A 23,504-nucleotide genomic window follows, 5' to 3' on the forward strand; every position below is an offset into this window, starting at 1 on the left:
AGCGTTTTCAGCAAAGCGGACACCAGCCGCCGCCAGTTTGGCCGAATCGTTCAATCGCGGCTGCCCCGGCGGCTCTAAGGTCGAGGCTCACGACAACAAACCAAGGAGCCGGACGATGAAGCCAAGAATATCTGTCCTCACCATTGCCGTTACCGACCTCGAGCGATCATTGCACTTCTATCGCGATGGGTTGGGCCTTCCGACGCAGGGCATAATCGGAACCGAGTTCGAGCACGGGGCGGTCGCATTCTTCGATCTCTCGGGCGGTCTCAAGCTTGCCATCTGGGAGCATGCATCGCTCGTCCACGATACCGGCCTGGCGGCAACGCCGCCGAGCCCTACGACCCTCACGATCGGTCACAACGTTGCCAGCCGCACCGAGGTCGCCGCCGTGATGGATGAGGCCGCCAGGGCGGGCGCGACAATTATCAAGGCCGCCAAGGACACCTTCTGGGGCGGCTATGCCGGCTATTTCCAGGATCCCGACGGACACGTGTGGGAAGTCGTCTGGAACCCGGCCAACCTTCCAGCCGACTGATAGCCAACGTCAAAACGAGAGACCACTCCCATGAGCAACGACCAACGCATCGACTACATCGAACTGAACGTGGCTGACATCGCCAGGTCGCGCCAATTCTACGGCGACGCCTTCGGCTGGGCCTTCACTGATTATGGCCCGGACTATTGCGAGTTCCGGGACGGACGCCTCTCGGGCGGCTTCACGACGCTCGGCGAGGTCCGATCCGGCGGCGGACCACTTGTGATCCTCTACGCCGGTGACCTGACGGCCACCCTTGCGCGCGTCAAAGCTGCGGGCGGCACGATCGTGCGGCCGATCTACACCTTCCCGGGCGGACAGCGCTTTCACTTCGCCGATCCGGACGGCTATGAACTGGCCGTCTATACCGAAGTTCCCGGGAAATAGGTCGGCGCCCCAGCGGATGGCGGCAACATGCAGGTCGCCGCAGTGCCCGCCGCTCGCCCGAGAGCGTCTCCGCAAAAACGCCGCCACTTTCCGTTCGAACACGCAAAAACTTAGCGACCTGGGCCCCCGTTCCGATTCAGTCGGAACGGGGGCCCTAGAGAGCGTTTTCAGCAAAAGTGGACACCACTTTTGGGGTTCGAAAACGCTGCAAATTCAAGTATTTAGGGCTCACGTTCCCATCCAATCGGAACGTGAAAAGCTCGAGGTCGACGGAGGCCGGTGCGGTGTAGCGCTCCTGAGCAGTTCTCTTCCGTCAAGGCACCACCGATAGTCGAAAGGCCTATGCTTTCGTTGGAACCACCCCACTCGCCTCCGCCTCCGGCAGCGTCCGCACCGGCACTGTGCCGTGCCTTCGCCACGCCAGCACGTCGTTGAGCGTATTGAAGAAGAAGGGCATCATCGGCCGCCCTCCGATCGCCTCCGGCCGTAGCCAAGCGATGTCGCGAATTTCGTGTTCATGGAGCCGCAGCTCCGGCACCGCCTCGAGCTCGAGGTGGAACGAGACATATTCGAAGACCACGCCGCGGTCCGAGACGATAGCGCTGACGATTTCCGTCGGGGCCGCCGGCGCAACCTCCAGCCCGACCTCCTCGAAGAGTTCCCGCACCACCGCCATGCGTGCCGTCTCCTCCCTTTCGAGCTTGCCGCTCGGCACGCCCCAGTGACGCGGCATCGGCTTGCCGACCTGCCGCTCGATGAGCAGCAGCCGACCGTCATGGAAACAGAAGCAGCCAGCCGCGCGAAACGCCGTCTCGACCGACCCCTGCCGATGCACGTAACTCCCGCTCATCGCTTGCCCAGCGGCCCGGTCTGGTAGAGCGTCACCCGCAGCCCGCCATGCAGCACCGGCGGCGCCGGCGGCAGAAAGGGCAGCCCGGTCGCCTGCGCCAGGTCCTTGTCCGTGGTGACGAGCCCGACGCGCCAGCCGGCGAACTTGCCCCGCAATGCCGTGCCGAGGTTCCGGTAGAGGGCCCGCAGCGGCGCCTTGTTGCCGATGCGCGTGCCATAGGGCGGGTTGACGATGACGAGGCCCGGCGGCCCCTCGGGCGCGGCCAGCAGTTCGACCGGCACCTGTTCGAAGCGCGTCAGCTCGGCAACGCCGGCACGCTGCGCATTCTCGCGGCTCATGCGGATCGCGCCGGCATCGCGGTCGCTGCCGAAGAAGATGAGACCCGTCGCCTTGCCCCCGCCCTCGCTTTTCATCGCCCGCCATTTTTCGGCATCGAACCCGACGAGTTCTTCGAAGGCGAATGGCCGCTCCCGCCCTGGCTTTAAGCCCGCAGCGATCTCGGCCGCCTCGATGACGAAGGTGCCCGAGCCGCACATCGGGTCGAGCACGGGCTCTCGTCCGTCATAGCCGCATTGCTTGAGGAACAGCGCGGCCATGCTCTCGCGCATCGGCGCCCGGTTGAGCGCCTGCTTGAAGCCGCGCTTGTGCAGCGGCTCGCCGGTCGTATCGATGCTGACGGTGACGAGATCGTCCTCGATCCGCACCATCACCCGCACCGGCGCATCATCGGCGACCGGCGCCCCCAGTTCCTCGCGGATCGCCGTCGCCACCCGCTGCGCGGCCGCGCCTGCGTGATAGATCCGCGACCGCTTGCAGCTCGCCTCGACCTTGACCGCCACATCGCGCTTGAGCACCGAGGCCCAGGCAACCTTGCGCGCCCGCTTGTCGAGCTGGGCGAGGTGCATGGCCCGGAACGAGCCGATCCGCGCCAGCACCCGCGTCGCGCCCCGCAGCTCCAGATTGGCCCGCCAGACCTCAAGCCAGCCGCCGTGGATCACCACCCCACCTTCGCCCACCACCGCATCGGCAAACCCCGCCGCCCGCGCCTCATCGCAAAGCGCCCTTTCGAGCCCGGGGACTGCCACGAGAAAGATTTCGAACGGAACCGACAGGGCCGGTGCTGGCGGGGGATTGTTCATGCGGGGGATCTAGCATAGCGCCCTCCCCGCCGCCACGGGCGCGTCCGCCTCCCCGCTCAGTCCGCGGTCAGCATCACCTTGACGCTCTGCGAGCGGTCGAGCGCCAGCCGGAAGGCCTGCGGAGCATCCGACAGGTTGCGTTCTGCCGTCACCAGTCGCGTCACGTCGACCTGACCAGTGACGATGAGCTCCGCCGCCTGTGCGAACTCGCGTCCGAAGCGGAAGGTGCCGCGCAAATCGAGCTCCTTGGCCATCACCGCATTTGCCGGCACAGGAATGGGGCCGCCCGGCAGATTGCCCACCTGGACGACCGTGCCCCCGCGTCGCACCGCCCTGATCGCCGTGGAAAGGCCGGCGGCCGTGCCCGAAGCTTCGAAAACCACGTCCCAGACCGACTGCGTGACCGCCTCCGCCGCCTCGTCTCCGCCGGAAAGGTCGACGACACGGTCGGCACCGAGCTTGGACGCAAAACTCAGGGGCGCCGCGGCGATGTCGACCACCGCCACGCTTTCCGCCGATGCGAGCCTCGCCGACAGCATCACAAGGAGGCCAATGGGCCCGGCCCCGATCACGGCGATGCTGCGGGCGCGCGTCTGCCCGGCCCGTGCCACCGCGTGCAGAGCAACCGCCAGGGGTTCGGCGAGCGCTGCGGCCGTATAGGAAACATGCGTGGGCACCACGACGCACTGGGCAGGCGTGACGTCGATGAGGCTGGCAAAGCCTCCCTGCATGTGCGGCGTGCGCGACGCCGAGCCCATGAAGTGGATACGCTCGCACAGATTCTCGCGCCCCTCCCGGCAATACCGGCAGTCGCCGCACCAGCGCGACGGGTTGACGGCGACGCGGTCGCCAACCGTCAGTCCCGGGGCGGTGCCGGCGATCTCGATGATCTCCCCGGAGATCTCGTGTCCGAGGATCAGCGGCTCGGTCACCATGAAGTCGCCGGTCCGGGCATGGCGGAAATAGTGAAGGTCCGAGCCGCAGATGCCGCCGGCCCCGAACCGCACCCTCACCATGCCATTCGCCAGCGCCGCCGGCTTCTGCTCGACGAGGCGCAGGTCCTCGGCGCCGAAAAGCGTTGCGGCGATCGCGGCTCGGGTCATCGTACCAGCCCAAGTTGCGTCGGCAGCCACAGCGTCACTGCGGGAACGAAGCTGATCACCAGCAGCGCGATGATGAGGGGCACCAGCCAGGGCAGGATCGCCTTCATCGTGCGCTGCAGGGAGATCCTGGCAATGCGCGAGAGCACGAACATCACCACCCCTATCGGCGGGGTCAGCAAGCCGATCATCAGATTAAGGGTAAGGACCACCCCGAAGTGCACGGGATCGATCTCGAACTTCAGAACGATCGGCAGGAGGATCGGCACGAGGATGGTGATCGCCGCGATGGTATCGAGGAAGCACCCGACGACGAGGATCAAGAGGTTGACGAGGATCAGGAACGTCCATTTATCGTCGGTCAGCGAAAAGATGAAATCGGAGAACAGCTGGGCCGCCTGGCTCACCGTCAGCAGCCAGGCAAAGACCGACGCGGCGGTGACGATGAACAGCACCGATGCCGTGGTCTCGATCGTGTCGAACGTGACCTTGCCCAGCATCTTGAGGGTCATGGTGCGGTAGCGCACGAGCCCCAGGAACAGCGACCAGAGGACCGCTGCCACCGCGGCCTCGGTCGGCGTGAACCAGCCGAGCGCCATGCCGCCGATGAGGATGACGGGCGTCATCAGCGCCATCACAGCGGAAAAGTCGAAATACCAGTCGAGCGCGACGAGGACGAAAAGGGCAATGCCGACGGCAAGATTGACCGAGAGGCCGGCCCAGACCATCAGGAACACCGCCAGCGGAAAACAGAGGACAACGACGATTTCCAGCCCGGCGCGAACGAGCTTGCGCAACTCGAAAGGCGTGTCCGAGCCCCACCCCTTGCGATAGGCGAAGAAGGCAACGGTCAGCATCATCAAAAGCATCATGACGATGCCGGGCAGGATGCCGGCAAGGAACAGCGCGCCGATCGAGACATTGGCCATCATGCCGTAGATGACGAACGGCAGAGACGGCGGGAAGATCGGCCCGAGCGTCGCCGAGGCGGCGGTGACACCGACTGCCGCGTCCACGGGATAGCCGTGATCCCTCATTGCCTTGATTTCGATGGTGCCGATGCCCGCCGCGTCCGCTAGGGCCGTACCCGACATCCCCGAGAACACCACCGAGCCGACGATATTGACCTGCGCCAGCCCGCCCTTCATCCAGCCCACCAGCGCCAGCGCGAAGGCATAGATCCGCCCGGTGACCCCGGCGATGTTCATCAGATTGCCGGCGAGAATGAAGAACGGCACCGCCAGCAGGGGAAAGCTCTCGACGCCCGCGATCATGCGCTGCGCGACGATGATGTCGGGCGCAACGCCATAGACGAGGAGATACAGCACCGAGGCGACCGCCATGGAAACGGCGACTGGGATGCCGATGATCATCAGCACCAGGAACGATCCGATGAGAAGCAGCATGGCCTACTCCCCGAGCCCGTCGAGGGCACCGGGCCGCTCGAGTTGAGTATAGCCGCGCCTGATGTCGGCGATGAACTTGATCACCGAGCGCACCAGCATCAGGGCAAAGCCGGCAAAGACGGCGTAGAAGACGATATTGCGCGGCAGGTCGATAGTGACCATCCGTTCGCGCGAAACGATGCCGGTGTAGCGCCAGAAGAGGAGTGAGGCGTAGGCGAAAAAGCCTATGGTGACGACTTCGGCAAAGAGCGCCAGCATCCGACCGATCCGGGGCGAAATGTAGTGGTAGAGGACGTCCACCTGGATGTGGCGGGAGAGCCGCACGCACATGACCGAACCCAGGAACACCACGACTACCAGGCAGTTGATGGCGATCTCCTCGGTCCAGGCGAAGCTGTTGTTGAGCACGTAGCGGGTAAAGAACTGCAGAAAGACGCAGAGCGCCATTCCCCAGAAGACGACGAGCGTAACCCAGTCTTCGGGCGCGTAGCGCCTGAGGCTGACCGGTGCGGCCTCCTCATCAAATGCCCGCGCGATCTCTTCGGCGGTAACCTTGGATTGGTTTTCCTGCGCCATCTGGGTGCTCCGGGTGAGGTCCGTAATGAACGGGCCCCGACGCCTGGCGCCGGAGCCCGGGGATCCTATTCGACGGCGCGGATCGCTTCCCAGTCGGCCTGGCGGTAGCCGAATTCTTCGAACGTCACCTTCTCCATCACAGCCTTCTCGAAGTCCGAGCGGTCGACCTCGGTGACGGTCAGTCCGCGCTCCCTGAACGTCTCGACGAGCGCCGCCTCGCTCTCGACGATCTTGGCGGTGGCGCGCGCGGCCGCTTCCTGCATCACCTCGGTGAAGATCGCCTTGTCCTCGTCGGAAAGCTGCGACCAGGCGGTCTGCGAGACCACGGTGTTGAGATGGTCGACGATGTGGCCGGTGAGCACGATGTAGTCCTGCACCTCGAAGAACTTCTTGGCTTCGATCGTCGTCAGCGGGTTTTCCTGCGCCTCGACGGTACCGTTCTGCAGCGCGAGATAGACTTCGGCAAAGGCGATGGGCGTCGTGTTGGCACCGCACGCCCGCGGCATCGCAAGGTATGCCGGCACATCCGGGACGCGGATCTTGAGGCCCTGCATGTCGGCGCAGGATTCGATCGGCCGGTTCGAGGTGGTGTGGCGCGTGCCGTAATAGGTGGTCGCGGTGATGTGGTGCCCCGAAGCTTCCTCGTAGCCGGCGGTCAGGTCCTTGTAGATGTCGCTTTTGGTGTAGGCGAGGAGGTGATCGGCGTCGCGAAAGGTGTAGGGGAAATAGGTGACGCCGATCGGCGCGAACTCACGGGCTGCAAAGCTCGATCCGGAGATGATGATGTCGGTGGTGCCGAGCGTCAGGCCCTGATTGATGTCGGCTTCCTTGCCGAGCTGCGAGGCCGGGAACACATCGATGTGGTAGCGCCCCTCGGTGCGCTTCTCGATCTCTTCGGCAGCCCACACCGACTCCGTGTGGAACGGTTCGGAGGTCTCGTAGACATGCGCCCATTTGAGGTTCGTCTGCGCCATGGCCGCGCTGGCGGTCATGGAAATCGCGGCAATTGCTGCCGTCAGGAATGCGCGTTTCAGTATCATATTGGTCCTCCCAGTGATGATGATGGTACATCGGCCGCCGGTGCAGCCGGATAGGTATCCTCTCCTTAACTTCCAGGCCGTCCTGGCTCCTCGACGGCCTCGCCGAAACTGCGTTGGAACCGCTCCTGCGACAGACGCAGATGCGTCTGCATGGCAGCCTTGGCGCCTTCGACATCATGGGCGGCGATGGCGTCGCGGATAGCCGCGTGCTCGGCGACTGCCGTGCGCCAGGTGTCACCGTCCTCGAAATAGACGGCGAGCCGCTCGAAATAGGGATTGATGCGCTGGTCGAACAGGTCGCCGATGAAGCGGACCAGCACCGCGTTGCCGAGTATGCCGGCAATGCCCGTATGGAACGCGCGGTCGAGACGGATCATCGGGTCGCCGGATCCGCGCTGGCTCTGCATGCCGCCGAGCACATCGTCGAGCGCTGCGATATCGGAAGGCGTTGCCAGCCGCGCCGCCTCGGCCGCGATGGCGCCCTCTATGAAGGCCCGCGCCCTCAACAGCTCGAACGGCCCCTCGATGGTGTCGCCGACAGACGCCCTGGGCATCACCTGGGCGCCGCTGGTCACATAGATGCCGGATCCACCCCTGATGGTGATGCGCCCCTCGACCTCGAGCGCGATCAGTGCCTCGCGCAGCGTCGGGCGCGATATCTGCAGCTGCGCGGCAAGGTCCCGCTCCGGCGGCAGGCGCGTTTCCGGCGGAAACTCGCCGTCATCGATCAGCTGCCGCAGCTGGTCGGCGACCTGGCGATAAAGGCGACGCGGCTGTACGGCAACGACGGGAATCTCGAGGGTCCTCCGCTGGCCTATTGGTCAATTGGTCTGGCCAATTTCGCCAACCTTGCGCCCGAAAGTCCGCCTCGTCAAGTCACGCGAGGGGGTGCTGCACCGGCCTCAGCTCTTGGCAACCGTCGCCCACACCGCCCACAATTATCATTTCGGCCAAGGTCCCTGAGATACCGCGCCAGCCGCAAGGTGTATGAACCGGGCGGAAATGGGTTATGACGAGCGCGCAGACTCCATAATAGGAGCTGCCGCATCGACACAGGGAAGAGGAAATCAACAATGCCGGACCTGGCAGGCAAGATCGCGGTGGTTACGGGCGCCGCGTCAGGCATAGGCCTCGCAACGACCAAAGCACTGCTGGCTGAAGGTGCCCGGGTCGTGATGGTCGACTGGAACGAAAACAAACTCTCCGAACTGGTCGGCGAGTTGGGCAAAGCCGTCATCCCCCAGGTGACCAACCTGCTTGATGCGGACAGCTGCAACCGAATGGTGCCGGAGATCCTGGAGAAGGTCGATCATATCGACATCCTGCACTGCAATGCCGGCGTCTATGTCGGAGGCGATCTGACCGATACGACACCCGAGGCCATCGACCGCATGCTGAACCTCAACGTCAATGCGGTCATGAAGAACGTGCACGCGGTCGTCCCGCACATGATCGAGCGCAAGACCGGCGATATCCTCGTCACCTGCTCGGTGGCGGGACACTTCCCGACGTACTGGGAGCCGGTCTATTCGGGCTCGAAATGGGCGATCAACAGTTTTGTCCAAGGCATGCGCCGACAATTGATCCCGCACGGCATCCGCGTCGGTGAGATCTCTCCTGGACCAGTCGTGTCGGCCTTGCTGGCCGACTGGCCCGAAGAGAACCTGCGCAAGGCCAAGGAGGCTGGCGGCCTGATCGATCCGGAGGAGGTTGCCGAGGCAATCGTCTTCATGCTCACCCGCAAGCGCAACGTGACCATCCGCGACATCGTCATTTTGCCGAGCAATTTCGATCGCGTCTAGGAACCGCTTTAGCCGAGGAAGAACCGCTCTATCTCCGGGGCGAGGACTTCTGGCGCGGCATTGTGCGTCTGACCGTCCAGCGTGCGGTGCTGCGCATCGGGTAGGACATCCGCTACCGCTCGAGCCGAATTGCGTATCCATGGAGGGCTCCCCCCACCGTCCATCACCAGCGTGGGTGCGGTGGCAGTGGTCCATTGTTCGGCCGGCAGCGGGTCGCCTGCCATGTTATCTCCCAAAACGGCGAGGTCGTAGGCCAGGGTATGCGCCAAGGCCTCGAGCGCCGGCCATGTTGGGGCGTTTCGCATCTCTGCCACGGCTTCGGCAGGCGCGCCCACCACTTCGGTCATGAAGAATTTTACGGCGTCACCTCGGCGATTGGCGGCGATCAGCTCATTGATGTGCCTGACATAATTCTCAGGCGGTGGCGGACGGCTGTCGTCGATAATGAATGGCGGTTCGTACAGCGAGAGCTTTTGGACCTTGGCCGGGAGCCTGGCTGTGGTCTCCAAGGCAAGGACCGCGCCGGAGGACTGGCCGTGGACAAACGCCGCTCCACCTGCTTCCTCGATGAGGACCTCGAGATCTTCGATCTCGCGCTCGACGGAATAGGGCGGCGTGTCTTCACTATCACCTCTGCCACGGCGATCGTAGCTGAACACGGTCAAGCGTGGCGCCAGGAGCTTGGCCAGTGGCGCCCACCCCGATCGATCGCTGAGAGCGCCGCCGACGAGGATAAGCGCCGGTCCGTCGCCCACCCGCTCGAAGGCGATGCGGGTCCCGTCTTTCGAAATGACTTCATTTCCGCCCACGCGCGCCTCCTGCGCCGATACCAGGCGCCCCATCGATGCAGTGGACATGATCGCGCCCGCCAAACCAGTCCCGATGAACAGGCGCCTGCTCATCAAACGTGCCGACAATTGGACACTCCACTTCGGTTTGGCCAGGAAACGAGCGGCGGGGGAGGAGGTTCCAGGATCCCCTTCAGCCCGGCGCATGCTGCCCGGCCATCCGATTTTTCAAGTGTGTCTTCGGCAGGCGGTCCGCCGCTCCGCGTGAAGGCTGCGCTGGGCGCACGCCCCCATCGCATTGCGCTTCGTCTCAGACTGCAGGCAGGCTCGCTCCTGCGGCATGGTCTATTGCATAGAGCCAGTTGCCGTCCGGCTGGCGCCGGATGATCTCGGCCGAACTGCCGGACATGATCTGGTTCCCATCAGGATCGCGCAGAACCCAATCGGCGCGCAGCAGGGCAAGATCGCCCAGTTGCAGGCAGAAGTTATTGCGGCCGCTCAACGTGCCCGGCACCTTCAGGAACTCGCCGAGGAAGAACGCGATCTCGGCCTTGCCGCGCACGGTCCGGGTGGCATCGGCCAGGATCGCCTCGTCCTCATAGAGCGCCAGCAGATGGTCAAGTTCGCGCGTGTTGAAGGCGCGCGCCCAGGTTTCGTTGAACGCTTCCGGTCTTTCTACGGTGAACATTGCTTGCTCCGTCTCGGGTTGACGCAGGCAACCAATCACACCCACACTTTCCTATCCAAATGGAGAGAACTGCATGCTGCACTGGGCGCAGAACTACGCGTTCGAGGAGCCCGTCGCCCGCCCGGCCACGGACTGCCCCGTCGAAGACTGGCTGGCTTTTCTCGGCCACCGATGGAACGCGTGCATCCTCTGGCATCTCTCGGCGGGCGCGAAGCGCTACAGCGAGCTTGCGCGCTGCCTGCCGGGGGTCACGCCGAAGGTGCTGACGGAACGCCTCGAGGCGCTCGAAGATAGAGGGCTCGTCACGCGTTCCCCCCAATCGACCTTCCCGCGCAGCGTCATCTATGCGCTGAGCCCCGAAGGCAGAAGGGTCGTCGAGATCATCGGCCTGCTGGAGCCTTTGGCGAAATCCTCCCACACGCCCCGGCGCGTTGCCACGGGCGGGTGAAGCCCCGACCGGCGCCAAGGCAGGTCCACCTAGCCGCTAGATCACGGGGCTCGATACATCTTGATGGTTCGATGACCGTGTTTGAACGCGCGGTAGGCGGGTGGCCCCGCATCGAATGCACTCCGATCCGTTGCGGCGACCACAACCACGGCGTGGCGCGGCAGGACATGCCAGAGGACGTCCAGCATCGACACCAGGGGCCGTTCGGAGGCGGTCTGCCAATGTGTTTGCGAACCGTAAGGCAGATCGGTCACCACGATGTCGATCATAGACGGGTCGATACCAGGCAACGACGCCTTGTCCGTGATGTCCGCTACCGCCGCTTCGAATGCGATCGCTCGGCCGTCAACCAGTTTCATCAGGCGCTCTGCCGAAGCGATGCGCGACGGGTTCGCCCCCATCTGCCGGAGTTCGTTGGCTCTCCTCGAAAGTCCCTGCGGCGACGTGAGCTCGAGGTTGCGCCGCGCCAACCAAACGGCATCGCCGGAAATGTCGGTCGCAATGACGTTGGTGATGGAATGCGCGCAGGCAATGCCGAGCGTCGCCACGATGCCGCCGGCACCGCACATCGGATCCCAGACGGACACCTGCTGCCTGCCGACGATCTGGCGCGCGCGCTCGAAGAGTTCGATGCTGACTCTGGCGGGAAAAGCAGGAAACCCCGGCGCGGAATAGAGAACCTGTCCGCTGCCGAGATCCTCATAGGAGACGGCGGGTGCATATTCAAATCGCACTGCGGGAAGAGCTCCACCATTCGGCCGCGTTACCGCCCTATCATCGTTGATGGCGTTCAATTTGTGCAGTCGCTTTCTCGAGACGATTGCACCGCGGCTCCGGATCGGCTGATCGGGCGCAACGTTCCTACGCCACGACGTGCAATCTGCTTGCAGCGGGGGCGCGGGCGCGTCAAAAGACGCTGCCTTGCAACGCAGCCCCTTCAGCGCCCAGACCCGGCACCATGGAATTGACACCAGACTTCGACCTCTCCCCGTTCAACACCCTGGGCCTCGCCTCCAAGGCACGGTACGGGGCGGTGATCTCGGCACGCGACGAGATCGGGGAGTTGATGGCATTTGCCGCATCCGCCGGTCTCCCGCTCCACATCGTCGGCGGCGGCAGCAATCTGGTGCTGCGCGATGACCTTGAGGCCGTCGTCGGCGTGATGGCCATCAAGGGGCGCACCATCGAGCGGCGTGATGACGGGTCAGCCCTGGTGACGGCGAAAGCCGGCGAGGACTGGTCGCAGTTCGTTGCCTGGACGGTGTCCGAGGGCCTCCGGGGCCTCGAGAACCTTGCCGGCATACCGGGCACGGTCGGTGCCGCGCCGATCCAGAATATCGGCGCCTATGGCGTGGAGCTGGCCGAGAGGCTGGAATCGTTGACCGTCCTCGACACGCAGGACGGAAAGGAGCGCCGCTTTACGCCTGACGAGTGCAAATTCTCCTACCGTCAGAGCCTCTTCAAGCAGCTTCGCGGCCGCTTCATCGTCACTGAGGCGACCTTCGCCCTCCCGCGAGCCTGGGCGCCGGTCCTCACCTATCCGGGCCTCGACAGCCTGCCGCGCGACGCCGATGCGTCGGTGATCATGGAGCGGGTGCTGACCCTCCGCGCGAGCAAGCTCCCCGACTGGCGGGTGATCGGCAATGTCGGGTCATTCTTCCACAATCCGGTGGTCCGGCCCGAAATGGCCGACGCCATCACGGGTGGTCCGCGCTATCCCCAGCCGGACGGCACCGTCAAGCTCTCCGCCGCCTGGCTGATCGATGCCTGCGGCCTCAAGGGGCATCGGCACGGACAGGCCGGGATCTATGAAGGCCATGCCCTGATCGTCGTCAACCATGGCGGCGCGACCTACCGGGAGGTTTCGGAGCTTTCCGCGAAGGTCAGCGGTGCGGTGGAAGAGCGCTTCGGTGTCACCCTCACCCGCGAGCCGATCGAGCTCTAAAGTGTCGCCAGTTCCCGGTTGGGTATCCGGCCGGCATAGGCATCGCGGATCGAGACTTTCTTCTCGAGCGCTTCGATGACGCTCTGGCAGAAATCGGTCTCGTACATCTTCGAAAGGTTGTTGAGCCCGCCCGGGGTGAAGACGTTGATCTCTAAGAGCTTGTCGCCGACGATGTCGAGGCCGACGAGGAACATGCCGTCCTGGACGAGCTTGGGGCGCACCGACTCGGCGATCGCCAGCATCCCGGGCGTGACCTCGACGGTTTCGGGGTGGCCCCCGGCATGGATGTTGGAGCGCAGTTCCCCGTCGGCGGGCGCCCGGCGAAAGGCGGCATATTTGCCGTCGCGTTGCAGCGGGACGCCGTTCATCAGGAAAAAGCGCACGTCGCCTTGGCTCGCCTTGGGCATGAAGCTCTGGGCGATGAGATAGCCCTCCTCGCTCACCGCCTCGAAGATCTGGTTGAGGTTGGAGTCCTTTGGCGAGGCGATCTTGAAGACGTTCTTGCCGCCCGAGCCCTGCAGGGGTTTGAGGATGACGCCGCGACGTTGCGCGTCGATGAAGGCACGAATCTCCTCTATGCTCTTGGAGATCAGCGTTTCCGGACGCACCGTCGAGGGAAAGCCCTGGAAGTAGAGCTTGTTCTGCGCCTGCTCGAGACCCTCCGGATCGTTGAGCACCACCACGCCGCGCTCGGCCGCAAGCCGTCCGAAGAGGGCGCCGATCTGGGTGGCCCAGGGGCGATCGGCCGCATCCTCGGCCGGGTCGTTGCGCAGCATCAGGACATCGATCTCCTCGACCGCGACGGGCTCGATGGTCGTCTCCTTGCCCTGCAGGTCCTTGAACAAGGTCGCCGCCTTCTTGTACTTGGCCGAGGGCAGCGTCAGGGCGCGCACGACGATGCTGTCGTCGGAGCGCATCACGAAGTCGCCCGGGGTCAGATAGCAGATCTCGTGGCCGCGACTGACCGCCGCCAGGGCCAGGTGCGTGGTGGTGTAGTTGACGGTTTCGCCCTTGATCGAGTTGACGAAGAAAGCGATGCGCATAGGGGCTCCTAGGGTCTGATCATGTCGATCGGCGACATGCCGTTGGTGGCGGCGGCGAGACGCTTTTCCGCCTCTGGATGCGAGAGGAATTGCGGGGCGAACCGGGGTGGCTTGATGAGGCCGCGCGTCGACAATTCCTGCATGATGCTGAAGTGGGACGCCGCGATCTTGCCCATAAAGAACGGATCGAGTGCACCCCCAGCCCGCAGATGGCTGAGGATCTCGATGAGACCGCGCAGGTATATGGCGTCCTTGGCGAGCCCCCCGCCGCGATAGAGGCGCAGCACCAGATTGAAGGCCAGGGCCGGCGACAGGCCGAGTTCGCGCATGCGGGCAAAGCACTCGGCAAAACTGGCGCCGTCGAGCATATCGGCGCAACCGATGACCCTCGCGGCAAGCAGGCGCAGCCGCGTCACGGTCATGCCGCCCGCCAGGTATTCGGCGAAAACCGCCAGCCCCTCCTGGATGCCCTCGTAACCTGCCAGGCCATTGCGGAAGAGATGCAGCCCCTGCGCCGATCCGTTGAAATAGGTGAGGAGGTGCACCCCGACCTCGTGGCTGAGCAGGGCCTCGACGCGGCCCTTGGGCATGGTGGTGCTGCGCGAGATCAGCAACCGCGAGCCCGAGACCATGAGGCCGGCCGGCAGGTCGTCGCGCACTTCGATGGCCGCGGCTTCCTCGCCATTGAAGGCATAGGCCTTGACCATGGCGCGGGCACGACGTTCGACAAAAGCGCAATCGACGGCCTCGCCGTCGGCGCCGCGGCGACGCTTGGTCTTCTGGGTCTTGGCCAAGACGTCCTTGGCGGCCTTGAGCAATCCAGGCTCCACCGGGCCGTAGAGCGCGCGGCTGAGCTCGACGAAGCGCGGCGTTTCCCGCGCGGCGATCAGCGAGAGCATCAGGTCCAGCTCCTGCTGTTTCTCGCGGTAAAGAGTGGTGAGGACCGGGTCCTCGAACTGATCGAGCCGGATCGCGAACAGCTTTTTCTTCAAGCCATCGGACCCGAACGCCAGCGGCCGGTAGAGGAACCGCGGCGCGCGCTCATGGTTTGATTGCGCGAACTCCTCCCAGGCCGCGTCGGCGTTGATGGGGGTGACGGCCAGCAGGAAATCGAAGGATCTGGCGACCTCGTCCATGGCCCGGTCGGCGCGGGCGACGGCATCGATGAACGCCTTGCGGCCGAACGCACGATGACTGAGGACGGCAACGCTTTTCGTTTCCTGCGCAAAGGCGGCGACGGCGTGCAGGCCCGCATCGACGAAGTTGGCGACCACGCGTTCTAGCAGTTCGGGATAGACCGCTTCGGACTCCGGCACCCGGTAGATAGGCGCAAAGCGCACCGTCAGGCAGCCGAACTGAGTGAGGTGCCGCGCGAGCTTGGCGGCAGGGTCGTCAGCAAGCCCCGGGCGGGCGACCCGGGGCGTGCGGAACTTGACCTTCACCGCCTCGACCGCGCCTGCGAAGGCGGCAAGCGCCGCCTGGGCGCCAGCGTCGTTCGAGGCAGAAGCGGTGGTTTCGAATGGTGGCAGATAGGCGGCATCGCTGGCGAGGCGATCCCGCTCGAGCTCGCCGACATCGATGACGAGGAAGGCGCCGAAGCGATCGACCATCGCCTTGCCGACAAGCTCGATGATCGCCCTGGCGCGCCCGAGGCTGGCGACCAGGAGGTAGGCCGAATTGGCCGTGACGATGCCCAGCGCTGCCGGTTCGCGCCGCCGCCCGACATAGACGCAGAGAAACGGCTGCGGCCGATCGATATGCAGGCGCTCGCCGCGGCCGAGATCGAGCCTGATCGGATCGCCGCTTTCGAGCGCCGCGGCGATCGTTTTCAGGAGCTTCTTGTCGGCGGTGCTTTTCATGCGTGTTGCTCGAGGGCCTCGAGCAGCACCGGCAGGGACGCCTTGATCATTGCCCGGAGGGCAAGGAGCGCTTCGTCGTCGGGCTCGCCGGTCCACTCGTCCATGAAGAATTTCTTGAACTCGATGGCGATGGCGCAGCCGGTCTCGGGGAATCTGGCGTGCACGAACCGTGTCTGCTCGCCGCGCCCCTGAAAGGCGACGTTCTCGCGCACGTCCATGGCTTCACCGCGAAAGGTGAAGCTGCGCAGGCTTTCCATGAACGGATCGACGACGTCTGCCCAACGGGCGCGGTCCATGGAAAAGGTGCCGATATTGACGGCCGGAGCGTCCGCCGCCGGCGTCGGGTCGGCCGACGGGCCGGCACGGCGATGATTGTAGCTGTGGATGTCGAGGAGGACGAAGCGGCCGAACTGCGCCTCCACATCCCGCAGCATCTGGCCGAGCATGGCATAATAGGCATCGTGCGTGGCGAGCGACCGCTCGACGGCGCTGGCTTTGAGGTTCCTCGCCCAGATGTGGAGACCCCAGGCCTGTTCGCGGGTCATATAGACAGCCCCGTCGCGGGCGCGATTGAGATCGACCTCGAACCGGGAGCGGTGGACGATCACCCGGTTGGGCACGTCGCGAATGACGAATTCGGTGAACGGATCCTCCTCCCGCAGCCGCCCCGATGCATCGAGCGCCATGATCTCGGAGAGATCCGGGCGAAGCCCATGCCCATTGTGGATGGCCGTGCCGACGAGGGGCGAGTCGGCGCGATGGACGGACCACAGGTCATCGTCCTTGACCGGCTGATAGAGGTCGTCCCGCAGCGGACGGGATTGCGCTAACCGATTGGCCATCTGAAGCTTTCGCTGCCTCCGGGCAAACTCTCCCGAAAGCAACGGCATGCGCATCGAAGGGTTCCGGGGGTCGGTCTGCGCTCCGGCGTCGACGTGACAGGCGGTCGTTGCCGTCCGCAGATACCTGCGGCGCGCGCGGCGCTCACCCGAAAGGCGCAATTCCAGTGTCCTGGAGGACGGAGACGCTCAGGACTCGTTTCGTTCAGGACCCCGACGTCTATGCCCCGGAGCCTTGTCCGCCGCAGCCCGATCGAGCTTGTCGAGGAGACGACGGAAGACACCCTCCCGATCGTCAGGAATCGCGAACGCCTGCATGCGGCGCAACTGCACGCGCATCGCCTCCGCAGCAGCGTGGCGCTGGATCATCCGCGCCAACTTTCTATCGGGTTTGGGTATCATGCCACCGCAACGCCAGGAACTTGCTGGTTGTTCCGGTTACTGTCCCAGGTGAAAAAGCCGATCCCGCCTCCCGACCCGGGCGGTGGAGGCCCCACCGCACCCGCTTCACCCAACCGTCACGAACCAGGTGTCGAACTGTTATCGCAGTGACGACAGGGCTTCACGCGCAAGGCGTATTGGGGGGAGCCGACGTCCACCTTTTCGACAAGACAAGGGGCCATCGTCTCGATGGCCTCCACATGACCCGCGCCGCCGCGAGCACGTCAGCGCTTGACAGGGAGAACCACCACATGACCCCCACCAGCATCACCGCCGTCGGCTTCAACTCCGGCTCCAACGACGGCGAGCTCCTCAGCCTCGAGGCCGACCTCAAGCGCCTCGCCGACATGGGCGTCGACTGCGTCGAACTGGCCCTGACCAGCATCGACCTCGTCGCCGGCGGCCGCATCATCCCCGAGCGCCTGGAGCGCCTGGTGGCCCTCACCAGCCAGTTCGATTTCCGCTACACCGTCCACGGGCTGGTCTCGTCCAACTTCATGGATCCCGACACCCTCCCCTACCAGCTGGCCGCCGCCAAGGCGCTGGTCGAGGTCTGCGACCGCATCGGCGCGCGCATCCTCGTCCAGCACGGCGGGTGCCTGCGCGCCGACCAGTGGCACCAGCGGGCCGAGGCGGATGTGCGCGAGCGCGAGGCGCTGACCGAACTCGGCGAGTTCTGCCGCCCCTATGGCGTGCGCATCGCCTTCGAGAACATCTTCACCACCGAACCCGGCCAGTACCGGCAGACGCCCGCGCAGGTCGCCGAGACGGTCAAGGCCGTCAACCACCCCAACGTCGTCGCCCTCATCGACTTCAGCCATGCCTATCTCGAGGCAACCCTGAGGGGTCTCGACTTCCGCGCAGAGATCGCCGCCATGGCCCCCGTCACCGGCCATCTCCACGTCCACGACAGCTTCGGCCGCCCGCAGGCCCACTACAAACCCTTCTTCGTCCAGGAAAACTCCGCCATGGGCATCGGCGACCTGCACATGCCCCTGGGCTGGGGCGACATCGACTGGGACAGCATTTTCGCCGACCTCACCTTCCTCCCCGACACCGTCCTGATGATGGAAATCGGGCCCCGCTACCGGTCGGAACAGCCGGCGTGCCTCACCCGCGCGCGGCGGCTGGCTGGGCTGGATGTGGCGGAAGCCGCGGCCGCGCAGTAGGGCGCGCGCCTTCTTCTCCCTCCCCCTTGTGGGGAGGGATTAAGGGTGGGGGTAGCCCAGGTAGACCGCCGCCGCGCAACCCCCACCGGCTGTCATCCTCACGAAGGCGAGGACGCAGCCTGCGATCCCACCCCAGCCGCAAGGTGCATGAACAGGGCGCGATGCGTCGGCGACAAAACGGTTCCGTCGAAAGCGAAAGGCCCCCTCACCCGCCGGCTCCGCCGTCGACCTCTCCCCCAAAGGGAGAGGTGAAGAGGGCACTGCGCGCGCCACAGCAACACCTCGCCCTTGGGGGAGAGGTCGGCCCGCAGGGCCGGGTGAGGGGGCCTTCTTTGGACCGCCGAAGCCGCCTCCCCTCAAGCCCTCTTCTCCCGCCAAGCCCCCGGCATCACCCCATCAACACTCCACGCCCCAGGCCCGGCAAAGAAAATATAAAGGTACACAAAGCAGAACAGGATCGCCGGCCCGCCCATATTGGTGGCCGGAAACAAGCCCATCGGCGCATGCCCGATCCAATAGCCGACCGCCATGAACCCCGAAAGGATGAACGCGGTCGGCCGCGTCAAGAAGCCAACGATCATCAATGCGCCGCCGACCAACTCCAATATACCGGCGGCCAGCATCAGCCCCTCCGTCGGCGGCATCTCGAAAGGCACCTCCGGAAAGCCGAACAGCTTCTGCGTGCCGCCCTGCAAGAACAGCAACCCTGCAACAATCCGCAACGCGCCAAGCGCCATGGGGGCGTATGTGTTGAGTCGATCAAACATTGTGGGGTCTCCCTCGGTGTGTGTCACGAACGCCCAGATGGTGGCGCTATTGGTGCGACGAACGAGGGGTGGGGGATTCGACAATTTGCGAGAGTGAAGAGTTTCTCAGTGGAAGCTCGCCTGAAACGTCAACGCTGTCAGGGAGACATGAGCGTCTAGGGGCGGGTATAGCTCGAACGCCTTCGGCTCGCGCGAGAAGTTCCAAAGACGGAACAGGCACCATTCGGTGCGCCGCTCGTCGGCAACCGCCAGCTCGTTGCGTGTGATGTGAAAGGGCGTGCGTTCCCACCCGTTCGTCGTCTTCACCTCAATCAATCGCGGCCGTCCGTCTGCCGAGAAGCTTGCGATGTCGTAGCCCGCACCGTCCCCCTCCTCCTCCGACACCCATCGTATCTCGCGTGCCAGATCGCTTCGGCCCGCGCTGGTCAACGAGGTGCGCTCGTGGGCCAAAACGCGTTCTTCTCCCGCCCGACCTAGAGCGCGGTTACGCTCGTCCCTACCCGCGACGTCGAACTTTCGAGCGATGAATAAAGTCTGCTCCAGTTCTTGAGGTGGCGGCTCATTCGAAAGTGTAGGTGGTGGCCCCACGTGGAGTGGTGACGTCTCGCGCAGCCCGAAATCCTCGCGTGCAGCGGGATTTCGGACTACCCAATCCGGATTTCGTGCCAGCCATCGAACCACTGCATTCACCAGAGACATCTGGAAGTGGAAGGCCGGCCGGTAGCCAGGAATCCAATCCTCGCCAAGTCCTTTGAGCACGGCACTGATGTTTTGGTGCTTGAACTCGATCGACTTTCGGGAGCGGTCGGTCCGTTCTTGCAGGCGCCGATTGTGCTCGGCTTTGCTATAGGATCGATCGGCGACGTCGTCGGCCAGCATCGCGAAGTAGTCCGCGACGATCAGGTCATTCTCTTCGTCTGTCCATGGCGCGTTTGGCATCCGGCCAGACTAGAGGGGAGAAGTCACTGTGTCATCAATGGTTTGCATAGATGCCGATTTTCTCGCCGTGCATCGCCGTCTTGCTGTTTTGATGCGAAAACGGGCCTCCGTTGCAAGAGGCCTCACACCGCCTCCGGCTCCACGACAGCAAAACCATGGGCCTTGAGCTCCGAACTGATCCATTTGCGTGCCGTTGCCAAGCTTTGGCGATAGTCATCGGCTGCAAGAGAAAGAGACTCCGGAGAGGTCGCTCGATCGAGATCTTCCAGCGACCATCCGTCCACCAATCGCTTGCTGATCGCGTAGCAGGTGGCCTTGCCCACGCGGAACGCCATAGATCGCTGTGCCGCCCTCAGGACGATACTGCGAAGCGCCTCGCCCTCGGCCTGCCCTGCGAAGTGTACCTCGAGCTCTGCAGTCATCCTGTCGACTGCGGAATAAAGGCCATTGATGAATAGGGTCTGCGCATCCTTGTAGAAGCGGCCCGCACGCCCCTTTATCTGCTTCTCATCAACGTCCGCGGGATCGTCCAATATCTCGATCATCGGGGCGCGCTCGAGTGCCTGCGCCTCCTTGGAGAGTTTCGCGCCCTCTGGCGCTTTCCGGACTTTCTTCTCCGTCGCCCTCTGTCCATAGCTCCGTTCGCCGCGAAGGAACCGATCTTCCTCATTGTCGATCGTATCGACGTCCGCTGCGCGGGCTTCATCGAGACCGACATCATTATCCTCCGTGCGCTCGGGCGTCTTGAGCGACTTCACGTAGGTTGATGTCGGCAAGCGAAACTCATCAAGGAGCTTCTGAAGGTCGTTCTGCAGGTCGTCGAGGTTCTCGTCCCTCGGTGGGTGCGCCTCCCTGATCACGTCCTTTACCCACTCAGGCATCAGTTCCCGAACCTTCATGGCGTAGTCGTCGGTAGTGATCGAATTGCGCTCCTCGACCGTGGTGAGGGCATCTCGGTACTGGTTCGGAAGCGCCGCGCTGTCCGGGACGATGATCTCAACCGTAAGGACGGTCGAGCCGAAAGGAATCCCGTAATTGGGAGCGACAGCCGACCATGCTTTCCCGGTTCGCAGGTCGTATCTTTCACCTTTGTGAACCAGCGCGCAGAACGTAGTCGACGATGTCGCCGGGTTGTTGAGCGCGCTCATAGAGTGACTGTAACTGGCATGCTTCGGGTCGTGCACGTACTGTATCTTCACACCCGACTCGGAGCAGGTCACTGTCTCAGCGTTTGGAAGCTGTGGGATAACGTCCTGCAGCGTCTTGAGGGTACGAGTCCTGCCTGTTTCATCACGCCCGCCGCCTTTTGTCATCGACACGTCCAAAGTGACTTTGACCCCGGGACGAAATTCCGCAAAACGTCGAAAGATCTGCGTCGCAACGTAGCTGCGGTCGACCCGGATACCTGTGCCGATCGGTTCTGATACGGTGTCATGGTCATCGCCCTCGCCCATAAGAACGACTTCCGTCCAGTCGTAGGTGACATCGGCTGTCTGTCGCACCGCCTCGGTGACGTCGAAGACAGACTCATGTCGTCCCTCGACCTCGAAGGCAAATCGAACAAAGGTATCCGCGTCCTCGTCGAATCCTATTGTGACCTCATGGACGGCACCATCCTTGCAGGAGCGATACCGTATTCCTGCGGGCGAAACGGTTAAGCCAGATACCTTGGCGCCGATACCGAAATTGCCATCGAGCGACAACTGTTTGTTGATCGATGCAGAGATGTTTGTGGCAGTTCGAAGGTCGATCGAATTCATTCCTGGCCCGGTGTTCCAGAATGTCAGCTTCCGAATGCCTTCGACCAGCGTTGGGTAGATGCGGACCAGTCTCTGCCCTTCTGGTGCCAGTGCCGCACTTTCCTGCGCGTTCATGAAAAACTCGCGAACAAGTGTGTGTCGCGGTGCCTGTCCAATAAGGCGGTTGATCAAGAATCTGTCGTCTTGAATGGTCAGGCGTTCGAAGCTCATCGCAAAGATCCTATAGCTTGAATACGTCCTTCTCGACTGCTGACGTGGATCCGAACTTTCGTTCGAGGTCTGACGCCGCGTCGCGAAGTGCCTTCACGATTTTCCTGACGTCCCCGTCATCAAATTCGTAGGCTCTCCGGTTCGAGAGATTCCCAATTTTCCGAATGGCATCTAAAGCCGCTTGGGTTCTGCCCTCTGCAAGCTTTATGAATTTCTCTCTCTTCTCGGACATAAAAGGACTCCAACATTCGCAGAACGTATGAATCAACGGTGCGGCATGGATGTCAAGATACGGAGAATATCTTGTTGAATTTCAGTATGAAGTTCGTGCGAAGGAAAGCGCACTTTATCCGATCGAGCTAAGACCGGCGCAGCGTGTCACGGTGTCGGATTATTGTCGTGTGACAGTGCGAGATAAACGAAGCCGCCCTGGAAGATCTGGCTCGCAACATTACGGATTAGGTCCGCGGCCACCGCTACCCCCCTCAGAGTTAGACATCGGCACCTGTGGCAAGCTTGACCGGAGTTGATCGCGCAGCCTCCGTCGCCTTGGTGTGGAGTACCCGTTAGCAAAAAGAAGGTGTCACAGCGTTCCCTAAGCGCGTGCGCCAACCTGAAGCGTAAGGTCTGCCGACCATCTTCGTCGCGCGAAAGGCGGTGAGCCTCATCAAAAATGACGATATCCCACGCGCCAGCAGCCAGCAAAGAACCGAACCGCGTCCCGAAGTCCGTGCCGTCGTCGTCAGAGTTTCGAGGTTTGACGAGGTCAAGGGAGGCAATGACGTTGTCATATAATCCCCATTCCTTCGGTCCCTCTACCTCAAAGTCCCGGCCAAGTATGCGGAAATGCCGATTGAACTTGGACTGCATCTCGGCCTTCCACTGCCGTGTCAGGCCAGAAGGCACGATAACGAGTATGCGCCGTATGCTTCGTTGACGCTCCAACGCGGCCAAAAGTAGACCCACCTCAATGGTCTTGCCCAGACCGACGTCGTCCGCGATCAGCCAGTTCGTCTCGCCTGATCCCATGATCCTGTGAACCAGCGTGATCTGATGAGGCAGCGGATCAACATCCAGCCGGTCGAGCGCGCCAGTGGCTTCGTTCCATGTTCTTAGTGCGTGCGCCATCAGGTTAAGTGCTGTCCGCTCGCCACTGTCGCCAAACCGCTGTTCTCCGCGCAGATACTGGAGCGCTGGATCCATGATGCGGGCTAATCGTTCGAACGGGATCCATCGGGTTTGTCCCGACGAGTGAAACTGCACGGCGGCAAGATCGCTGTGACCGATGCTGCGGAGCGCAACCACCGTGCCAATACCAAGCGTGCGCCGCGTTGCCGAGAGGGGCACATCCTGCACGATGAAGCCGGGCCTCAGACCACAACTCCATTCTTCTTCGGCGACAAATGCCTCGCCGATCTCAGGTCCAAAATTCGCGATGAGTCCGCCGGCCACATGTCTAACAACATGGCCGATACGTTCGTGTTTCGTGCTTCGTATCCAGCTCTCAACGATTGGGGTCAACCGAGACAATTTATCTTCTCGCTGCTATCTGAGGGGTCCAAGTCTCTTGGTGGAGGACGCCAATAAGACCCCGATCAAGAGTAATAAGTCCGCCGGTCCGAGATTGGGGGTTAGAGCAACCGAATGCGGCCCTGAATTTTATCCTGTCGGGGCGGGGTTGATCTTCCGCACCCTCTGGAAGAAGGATAAATGCTGAGCGGATGCGCAGTTCGATGTAGTCAAGGAACGACCAGTAAGCCGGGTGGCCCG

24 protein-coding genes are annotated in these 23,504 nt (G+C 63.4%); 6 read left to right on the plus strand and 18 right to left on the minus strand.

Going from position 1 to position 23,504, the window contains the following annotated elements:
* The first annotated feature begins 115 nt into the window (after positions 1-115).
* Positions 116-538 carry a VOC family protein gene (locus QQK18_RS06340; protein ID WP_284339461.1) on the plus strand — a complete coding sequence of 141 codons (423 nt, stop codon included), beginning with the start codon at positions 116-118 and terminating at the stop codon, positions 536-538.
* Positions 539-568: 30 nt separating this feature from the next.
* Positions 569-925, plus strand: coding sequence for a VOC family protein (locus tag QQK18_RS06345; RefSeq protein WP_284339462.1), 357 nt, complete (start codon positions 569-571; stop codon positions 923-925).
* 340 nt (positions 926-1,265) lie between these two features.
* On the opposite strand, the gene QQK18_RS06350 is transcribed toward QQK18_RS06345, so the two are convergent.
* From QQK18_RS06350 to QQK18_RS06380, 7 genes are all read right to left on the minus strand, one after another.
* The gene (locus tag QQK18_RS06350; protein WP_284339463.1) at positions 1,266-1,775 is read right to left on the minus strand and encodes an NUDIX hydrolase; all 510 of its coding nucleotides are present in this window, start codon (positions 1,773-1,775) and stop codon (positions 1,266-1,268) included.
* Positions 1,772-2,914 (minus strand): THUMP domain-containing class I SAM-dependent RNA methyltransferase, encoded by a 1,143-nt coding sequence (locus tag QQK18_RS06355; protein ID WP_284339464.1) that lies wholly within the window; start codon positions 2,912-2,914, stop codon positions 1,772-1,774. The genes QQK18_RS06350 and QQK18_RS06355 overlap by 4 nt, the downstream gene beginning before the upstream one ends.
* Before the next feature lie 56 nt (positions 2,915-2,970).
* Complete coding sequence (locus QQK18_RS06360) at positions 2,971-4,017, minus strand: L-idonate 5-dehydrogenase (protein ID WP_284339465.1); 1,047 nt, start codon at positions 4,015-4,017, stop codon at positions 2,971-2,973.
* Complete coding sequence (locus QQK18_RS06365) at positions 4,014-5,420, minus strand: TRAP transporter large permease (RefSeq protein WP_284339466.1); 1,407 nt, start codon at positions 5,418-5,420, stop codon at positions 4,014-4,016. Before QQK18_RS06365 ends, QQK18_RS06360 begins: the two co-directional genes overlap by 4 nt.
* Positions 5,421-5,423: 3 nt before the next feature.
* Complete coding sequence (locus QQK18_RS06370; protein ID WP_284339467.1) at positions 5,424-5,996, minus strand: TRAP transporter small permease; 573 nt, start codon at positions 5,994-5,996, stop codon at positions 5,424-5,426.
* Positions 5,997-6,061: 65 nt separating this feature from the next.
* Entirely contained in the window at positions 6,062-7,036 is a 975-nt protein-coding gene (locus QQK18_RS06375) for a sialic acid TRAP transporter substrate-binding protein SiaP (protein WP_284339468.1), read from the minus strand.
* 65 nt (positions 7,037-7,101) lie between these two features.
* Positions 7,102-7,830, minus strand: coding sequence for a FadR/GntR family transcriptional regulator (locus tag QQK18_RS06380; RefSeq protein ID WP_284339989.1), 729 nt, complete (start codon positions 7,828-7,830; stop codon positions 7,102-7,104).
* 279 nt (positions 7,831-8,109) lie between these two features.
* Here QQK18_RS06380 and QQK18_RS06385 point away from each other — a divergent pair, with 279 nt between their 5' ends.
* Positions 8,110-8,838, plus strand: a complete 729-nt coding sequence (locus tag QQK18_RS06385; protein WP_284339469.1) for an SDR family oxidoreductase — start codon at positions 8,110-8,112, stop codon at positions 8,836-8,838.
* Positions 8,839-8,846: 8 nt separating this feature from the next.
* Here the strand turns inward: QQK18_RS06385 and QQK18_RS06390 are convergent, their stop codons facing one another.
* On the minus strand, positions 8,847-9,695 hold the full coding sequence (locus QQK18_RS06390; RefSeq protein WP_284339470.1) for an alpha/beta fold hydrolase: 849 nt from the start codon (positions 9,693-9,695) through the stop codon (positions 8,847-8,849).
* A 241-nt stretch (positions 9,696-9,936) separates the two neighbouring features.
* Entirely contained in the window at positions 9,937-10,314 is a 378-nt protein-coding gene (locus QQK18_RS06395; RefSeq protein WP_284339471.1) for a YybH family protein, read from the minus strand.
* 73 nt (positions 10,315-10,387) lie between these two features.
* Here QQK18_RS06395 and QQK18_RS06400 point away from each other — a divergent pair, with 73 nt between their 5' ends.
* Complete coding sequence (locus QQK18_RS06400; protein WP_284339472.1) at positions 10,388-10,762, plus strand: winged helix-turn-helix transcriptional regulator; 375 nt, start codon at positions 10,388-10,390, stop codon at positions 10,760-10,762.
* Positions 10,763-10,803: 41 nt separating this feature from the next.
* On the opposite strand, the gene QQK18_RS06405 is transcribed toward QQK18_RS06400, so the two are convergent.
* The gene (locus QQK18_RS06405; protein WP_284339473.1) at positions 10,804-11,556 is read right to left on the minus strand and encodes a hypothetical protein; all 753 of its coding nucleotides are present in this window, start codon (positions 11,554-11,556) and stop codon (positions 10,804-10,806) included.
* Positions 11,557-11,720: 164 nt separating this feature from the next.
* Here QQK18_RS06405 and murB point away from each other — a divergent pair, with 164 nt between their 5' ends.
* Entirely contained in the window at positions 11,721-12,707 is a 987-nt protein-coding gene (gene murB / locus QQK18_RS06410) for a UDP-N-acetylmuramate dehydrogenase (RefSeq protein ID WP_284339474.1), read from the plus strand.
* Here the strand turns inward: murB and QQK18_RS06415 are convergent.
* From QQK18_RS06415 to QQK18_RS06425, 3 genes are read right to left on the minus strand one after another with little or no spacing between them, the layout of a single operon-like run.
* A complete protein-coding gene (locus tag QQK18_RS06415; RefSeq protein WP_284339475.1) occupies positions 12,704-13,750 on the minus strand; it encodes a glutathione synthetase in 1,047 nt (348 codons plus the stop codon). The genes murB and QQK18_RS06415 overlap by 4 nt on opposite strands.
* Before the next feature lie 8 nt (positions 13,751-13,758).
* Entirely contained in the window at positions 13,759-15,609 is a 1,851-nt protein-coding gene (locus tag QQK18_RS06420; RefSeq protein WP_284339476.1) for a flavohemoglobin expression-modulating QEGLA motif protein, read from the minus strand.
* The gene (locus tag QQK18_RS06425; protein ID WP_284339477.1) at positions 15,606-16,451 is read right to left on the minus strand and encodes an N-formylglutamate amidohydrolase; all 846 of its coding nucleotides are present in this window, start codon (positions 16,449-16,451) and stop codon (positions 15,606-15,608) included. Before QQK18_RS06425 ends, QQK18_RS06420 begins: the two co-directional genes overlap by 4 nt.
* 689 nt (positions 16,452-17,140) lie before the next feature.
* Between QQK18_RS06425 and QQK18_RS06430 the strand changes: the two genes are divergently transcribed.
* On the plus strand, positions 17,141-18,058 hold the full coding sequence (locus QQK18_RS06430; RefSeq protein WP_284339478.1) for a TIM barrel protein: 918 nt from the start codon (positions 17,141-17,143) through the stop codon (positions 18,056-18,058).
* A 356-nt stretch (positions 18,059-18,414) separates the two neighbouring features.
* Here QQK18_RS06430 and QQK18_RS06435 read toward each other — a convergent pair whose 3' ends face one another.
* From QQK18_RS06435 to QQK18_RS06455, 5 genes are all read right to left on the minus strand, one after another.
* Positions 18,415-18,825, minus strand: coding sequence for a DoxX family protein (locus tag QQK18_RS06435; RefSeq protein ID WP_284339479.1), 411 nt, complete (start codon positions 18,823-18,825; stop codon positions 18,415-18,417).
* 105 nt (positions 18,826-18,930) lie between these two features.
* Positions 18,931-19,704: a protein NO VEIN domain-containing protein gene (locus QQK18_RS06440; protein WP_284339480.1), complete on the minus strand. Its 774-nt coding sequence runs from the start codon at positions 19,702-19,704 to the stop codon at positions 18,931-18,933.
* Positions 19,705-19,886: 182 nt separating this feature from the next.
* Complete coding sequence (locus QQK18_RS06445; RefSeq protein WP_284339481.1) at positions 19,887-21,734, minus strand: hypothetical protein; 1,848 nt, start codon at positions 21,732-21,734, stop codon at positions 19,887-19,889.
* Between the two features lie 10 nt (positions 21,735-21,744).
* Positions 21,745-21,966 (minus strand): hypothetical protein, encoded by a 222-nt coding sequence (locus QQK18_RS06450; RefSeq protein ID WP_284339482.1) that lies wholly within the window; start codon positions 21,964-21,966, stop codon positions 21,745-21,747.
* 146 nt (positions 21,967-22,112) lie between these two features.
* Positions 22,113-23,186, minus strand: coding sequence for a DEAD/DEAH box helicase (locus QQK18_RS06455; protein WP_284339483.1), 1,074 nt, complete (start codon positions 23,184-23,186; stop codon positions 22,113-22,115).
* Positions 23,187-23,504: the final 318 nt, after the last annotated feature.

The organism is Devosia nitrariae (assembly GCF_030160115.1).
In the GTDB taxonomy this organism is placed as follows: domain Bacteria; phylum Pseudomonadota; class Alphaproteobacteria; order Rhizobiales; family Devosiaceae; genus Devosia; species Devosia nitrariae.

Excerpts from the sequence above, each read along its gene's own strand:
- QQK18_RS06340 (WP_284339461.1), top strand. The coding sequence starts at position 116 with ATGAAGCCAAGAATATCTGTCCTCACCATTGCCGTTACCGACCTCGAG.
- QQK18_RS06345 (WP_284339462.1), top strand. The coding sequence starts at position 569 with ATGAGCAACGACCAACGCATCGACTACATCGAACTGAACGTGGCTGAC.
- QQK18_RS06350 (WP_284339463.1), bottom strand. The coding sequence starts at position 1,775 with ATGAGCGGGAGTTACGTGCATCGGCAGGGGTCGGTCGAGACGGCGTTT.
- QQK18_RS06355 (WP_284339464.1), bottom strand. The coding sequence starts at position 2,914 with ATGAACAATCCCCCGCCAGCACCGGCCCTGTCGGTTCCGTTCGAAATC.
- QQK18_RS06360 (WP_284339465.1), bottom strand. The coding sequence starts at position 4,017 with ATGACCCGAGCCGCGATCGCCGCAACGCTTTTCGGCGCCGAGGACCTG.
- QQK18_RS06365 (WP_284339466.1), bottom strand. The coding sequence starts at position 5,420 with ATGCTGCTTCTCATCGGATCGTTCCTGGTGCTGATGATCATCGGCATC.
- QQK18_RS06370 (WP_284339467.1), bottom strand. The coding sequence starts at position 5,996 with ATGGCGCAGGAAAACCAATCCAAGGTTACCGCCGAAGAGATCGCGCGG.
- QQK18_RS06375 (WP_284339468.1), bottom strand. The coding sequence starts at position 7,036 with ATGATACTGAAACGCGCATTCCTGACGGCAGCAATTGCCGCGATTTCC.
- QQK18_RS06385 (WP_284339469.1), top strand. The coding sequence starts at position 8,110 with ATGCCGGACCTGGCAGGCAAGATCGCGGTGGTTACGGGCGCCGCGTCA.
- QQK18_RS06390 (WP_284339470.1), bottom strand. The coding sequence starts at position 9,695 with ATGTCCACTGCATCGATGGGGCGCCTGGTATCGGCGCAGGAGGCGCGC.
- QQK18_RS06395 (WP_284339471.1), bottom strand. The coding sequence starts at position 10,314 with ATGTTCACCGTAGAAAGACCGGAAGCGTTCAACGAAACCTGGGCGCGC.
- QQK18_RS06400 (WP_284339472.1), top strand. The coding sequence starts at position 10,388 with ATGCTGCACTGGGCGCAGAACTACGCGTTCGAGGAGCCCGTCGCCCGC.
- murB (WP_284339474.1), top strand. The coding sequence starts at position 11,721 with ATGGAATTGACACCAGACTTCGACCTCTCCCCGTTCAACACCCTGGGC.
- QQK18_RS06415 (WP_284339475.1), bottom strand. The coding sequence starts at position 13,750 with ATGCGCATCGCTTTCTTCGTCAACTCGATCAAGGGCGAAACCGTCAAC.
- QQK18_RS06420 (WP_284339476.1), bottom strand. The coding sequence starts at position 15,609 with ATGAAAAGCACCGCCGACAAGAAGCTCCTGAAAACGATCGCCGCGGCG.
- QQK18_RS06425 (WP_284339477.1), bottom strand. The coding sequence starts at position 16,451 with ATGGCCAATCGGTTAGCGCAATCCCGTCCGCTGCGGGACGACCTCTAT.
- QQK18_RS06430 (WP_284339478.1), top strand. The coding sequence starts at position 17,141 with ATGACCCCCACCAGCATCACCGCCGTCGGCTTCAACTCCGGCTCCAAC.
- QQK18_RS06435 (WP_284339479.1), bottom strand. The coding sequence starts at position 18,825 with ATGTTTGATCGACTCAACACATACGCCCCCATGGCGCTTGGCGCGTTG.
- QQK18_RS06440 (WP_284339480.1), bottom strand. The coding sequence starts at position 19,704 with ATGCTGGCCGACGACGTCGCCGATCGATCCTATAGCAAAGCCGAGCAC.
- QQK18_RS06445 (WP_284339481.1), bottom strand. The coding sequence starts at position 21,734 with ATGAGCTTCGAACGCCTGACCATTCAAGACGACAGATTCTTGATCAAC.
- QQK18_RS06450 (WP_284339482.1), bottom strand. The coding sequence starts at position 21,966 with ATGTCCGAGAAGAGAGAGAAATTCATAAAGCTTGCAGAGGGCAGAACC.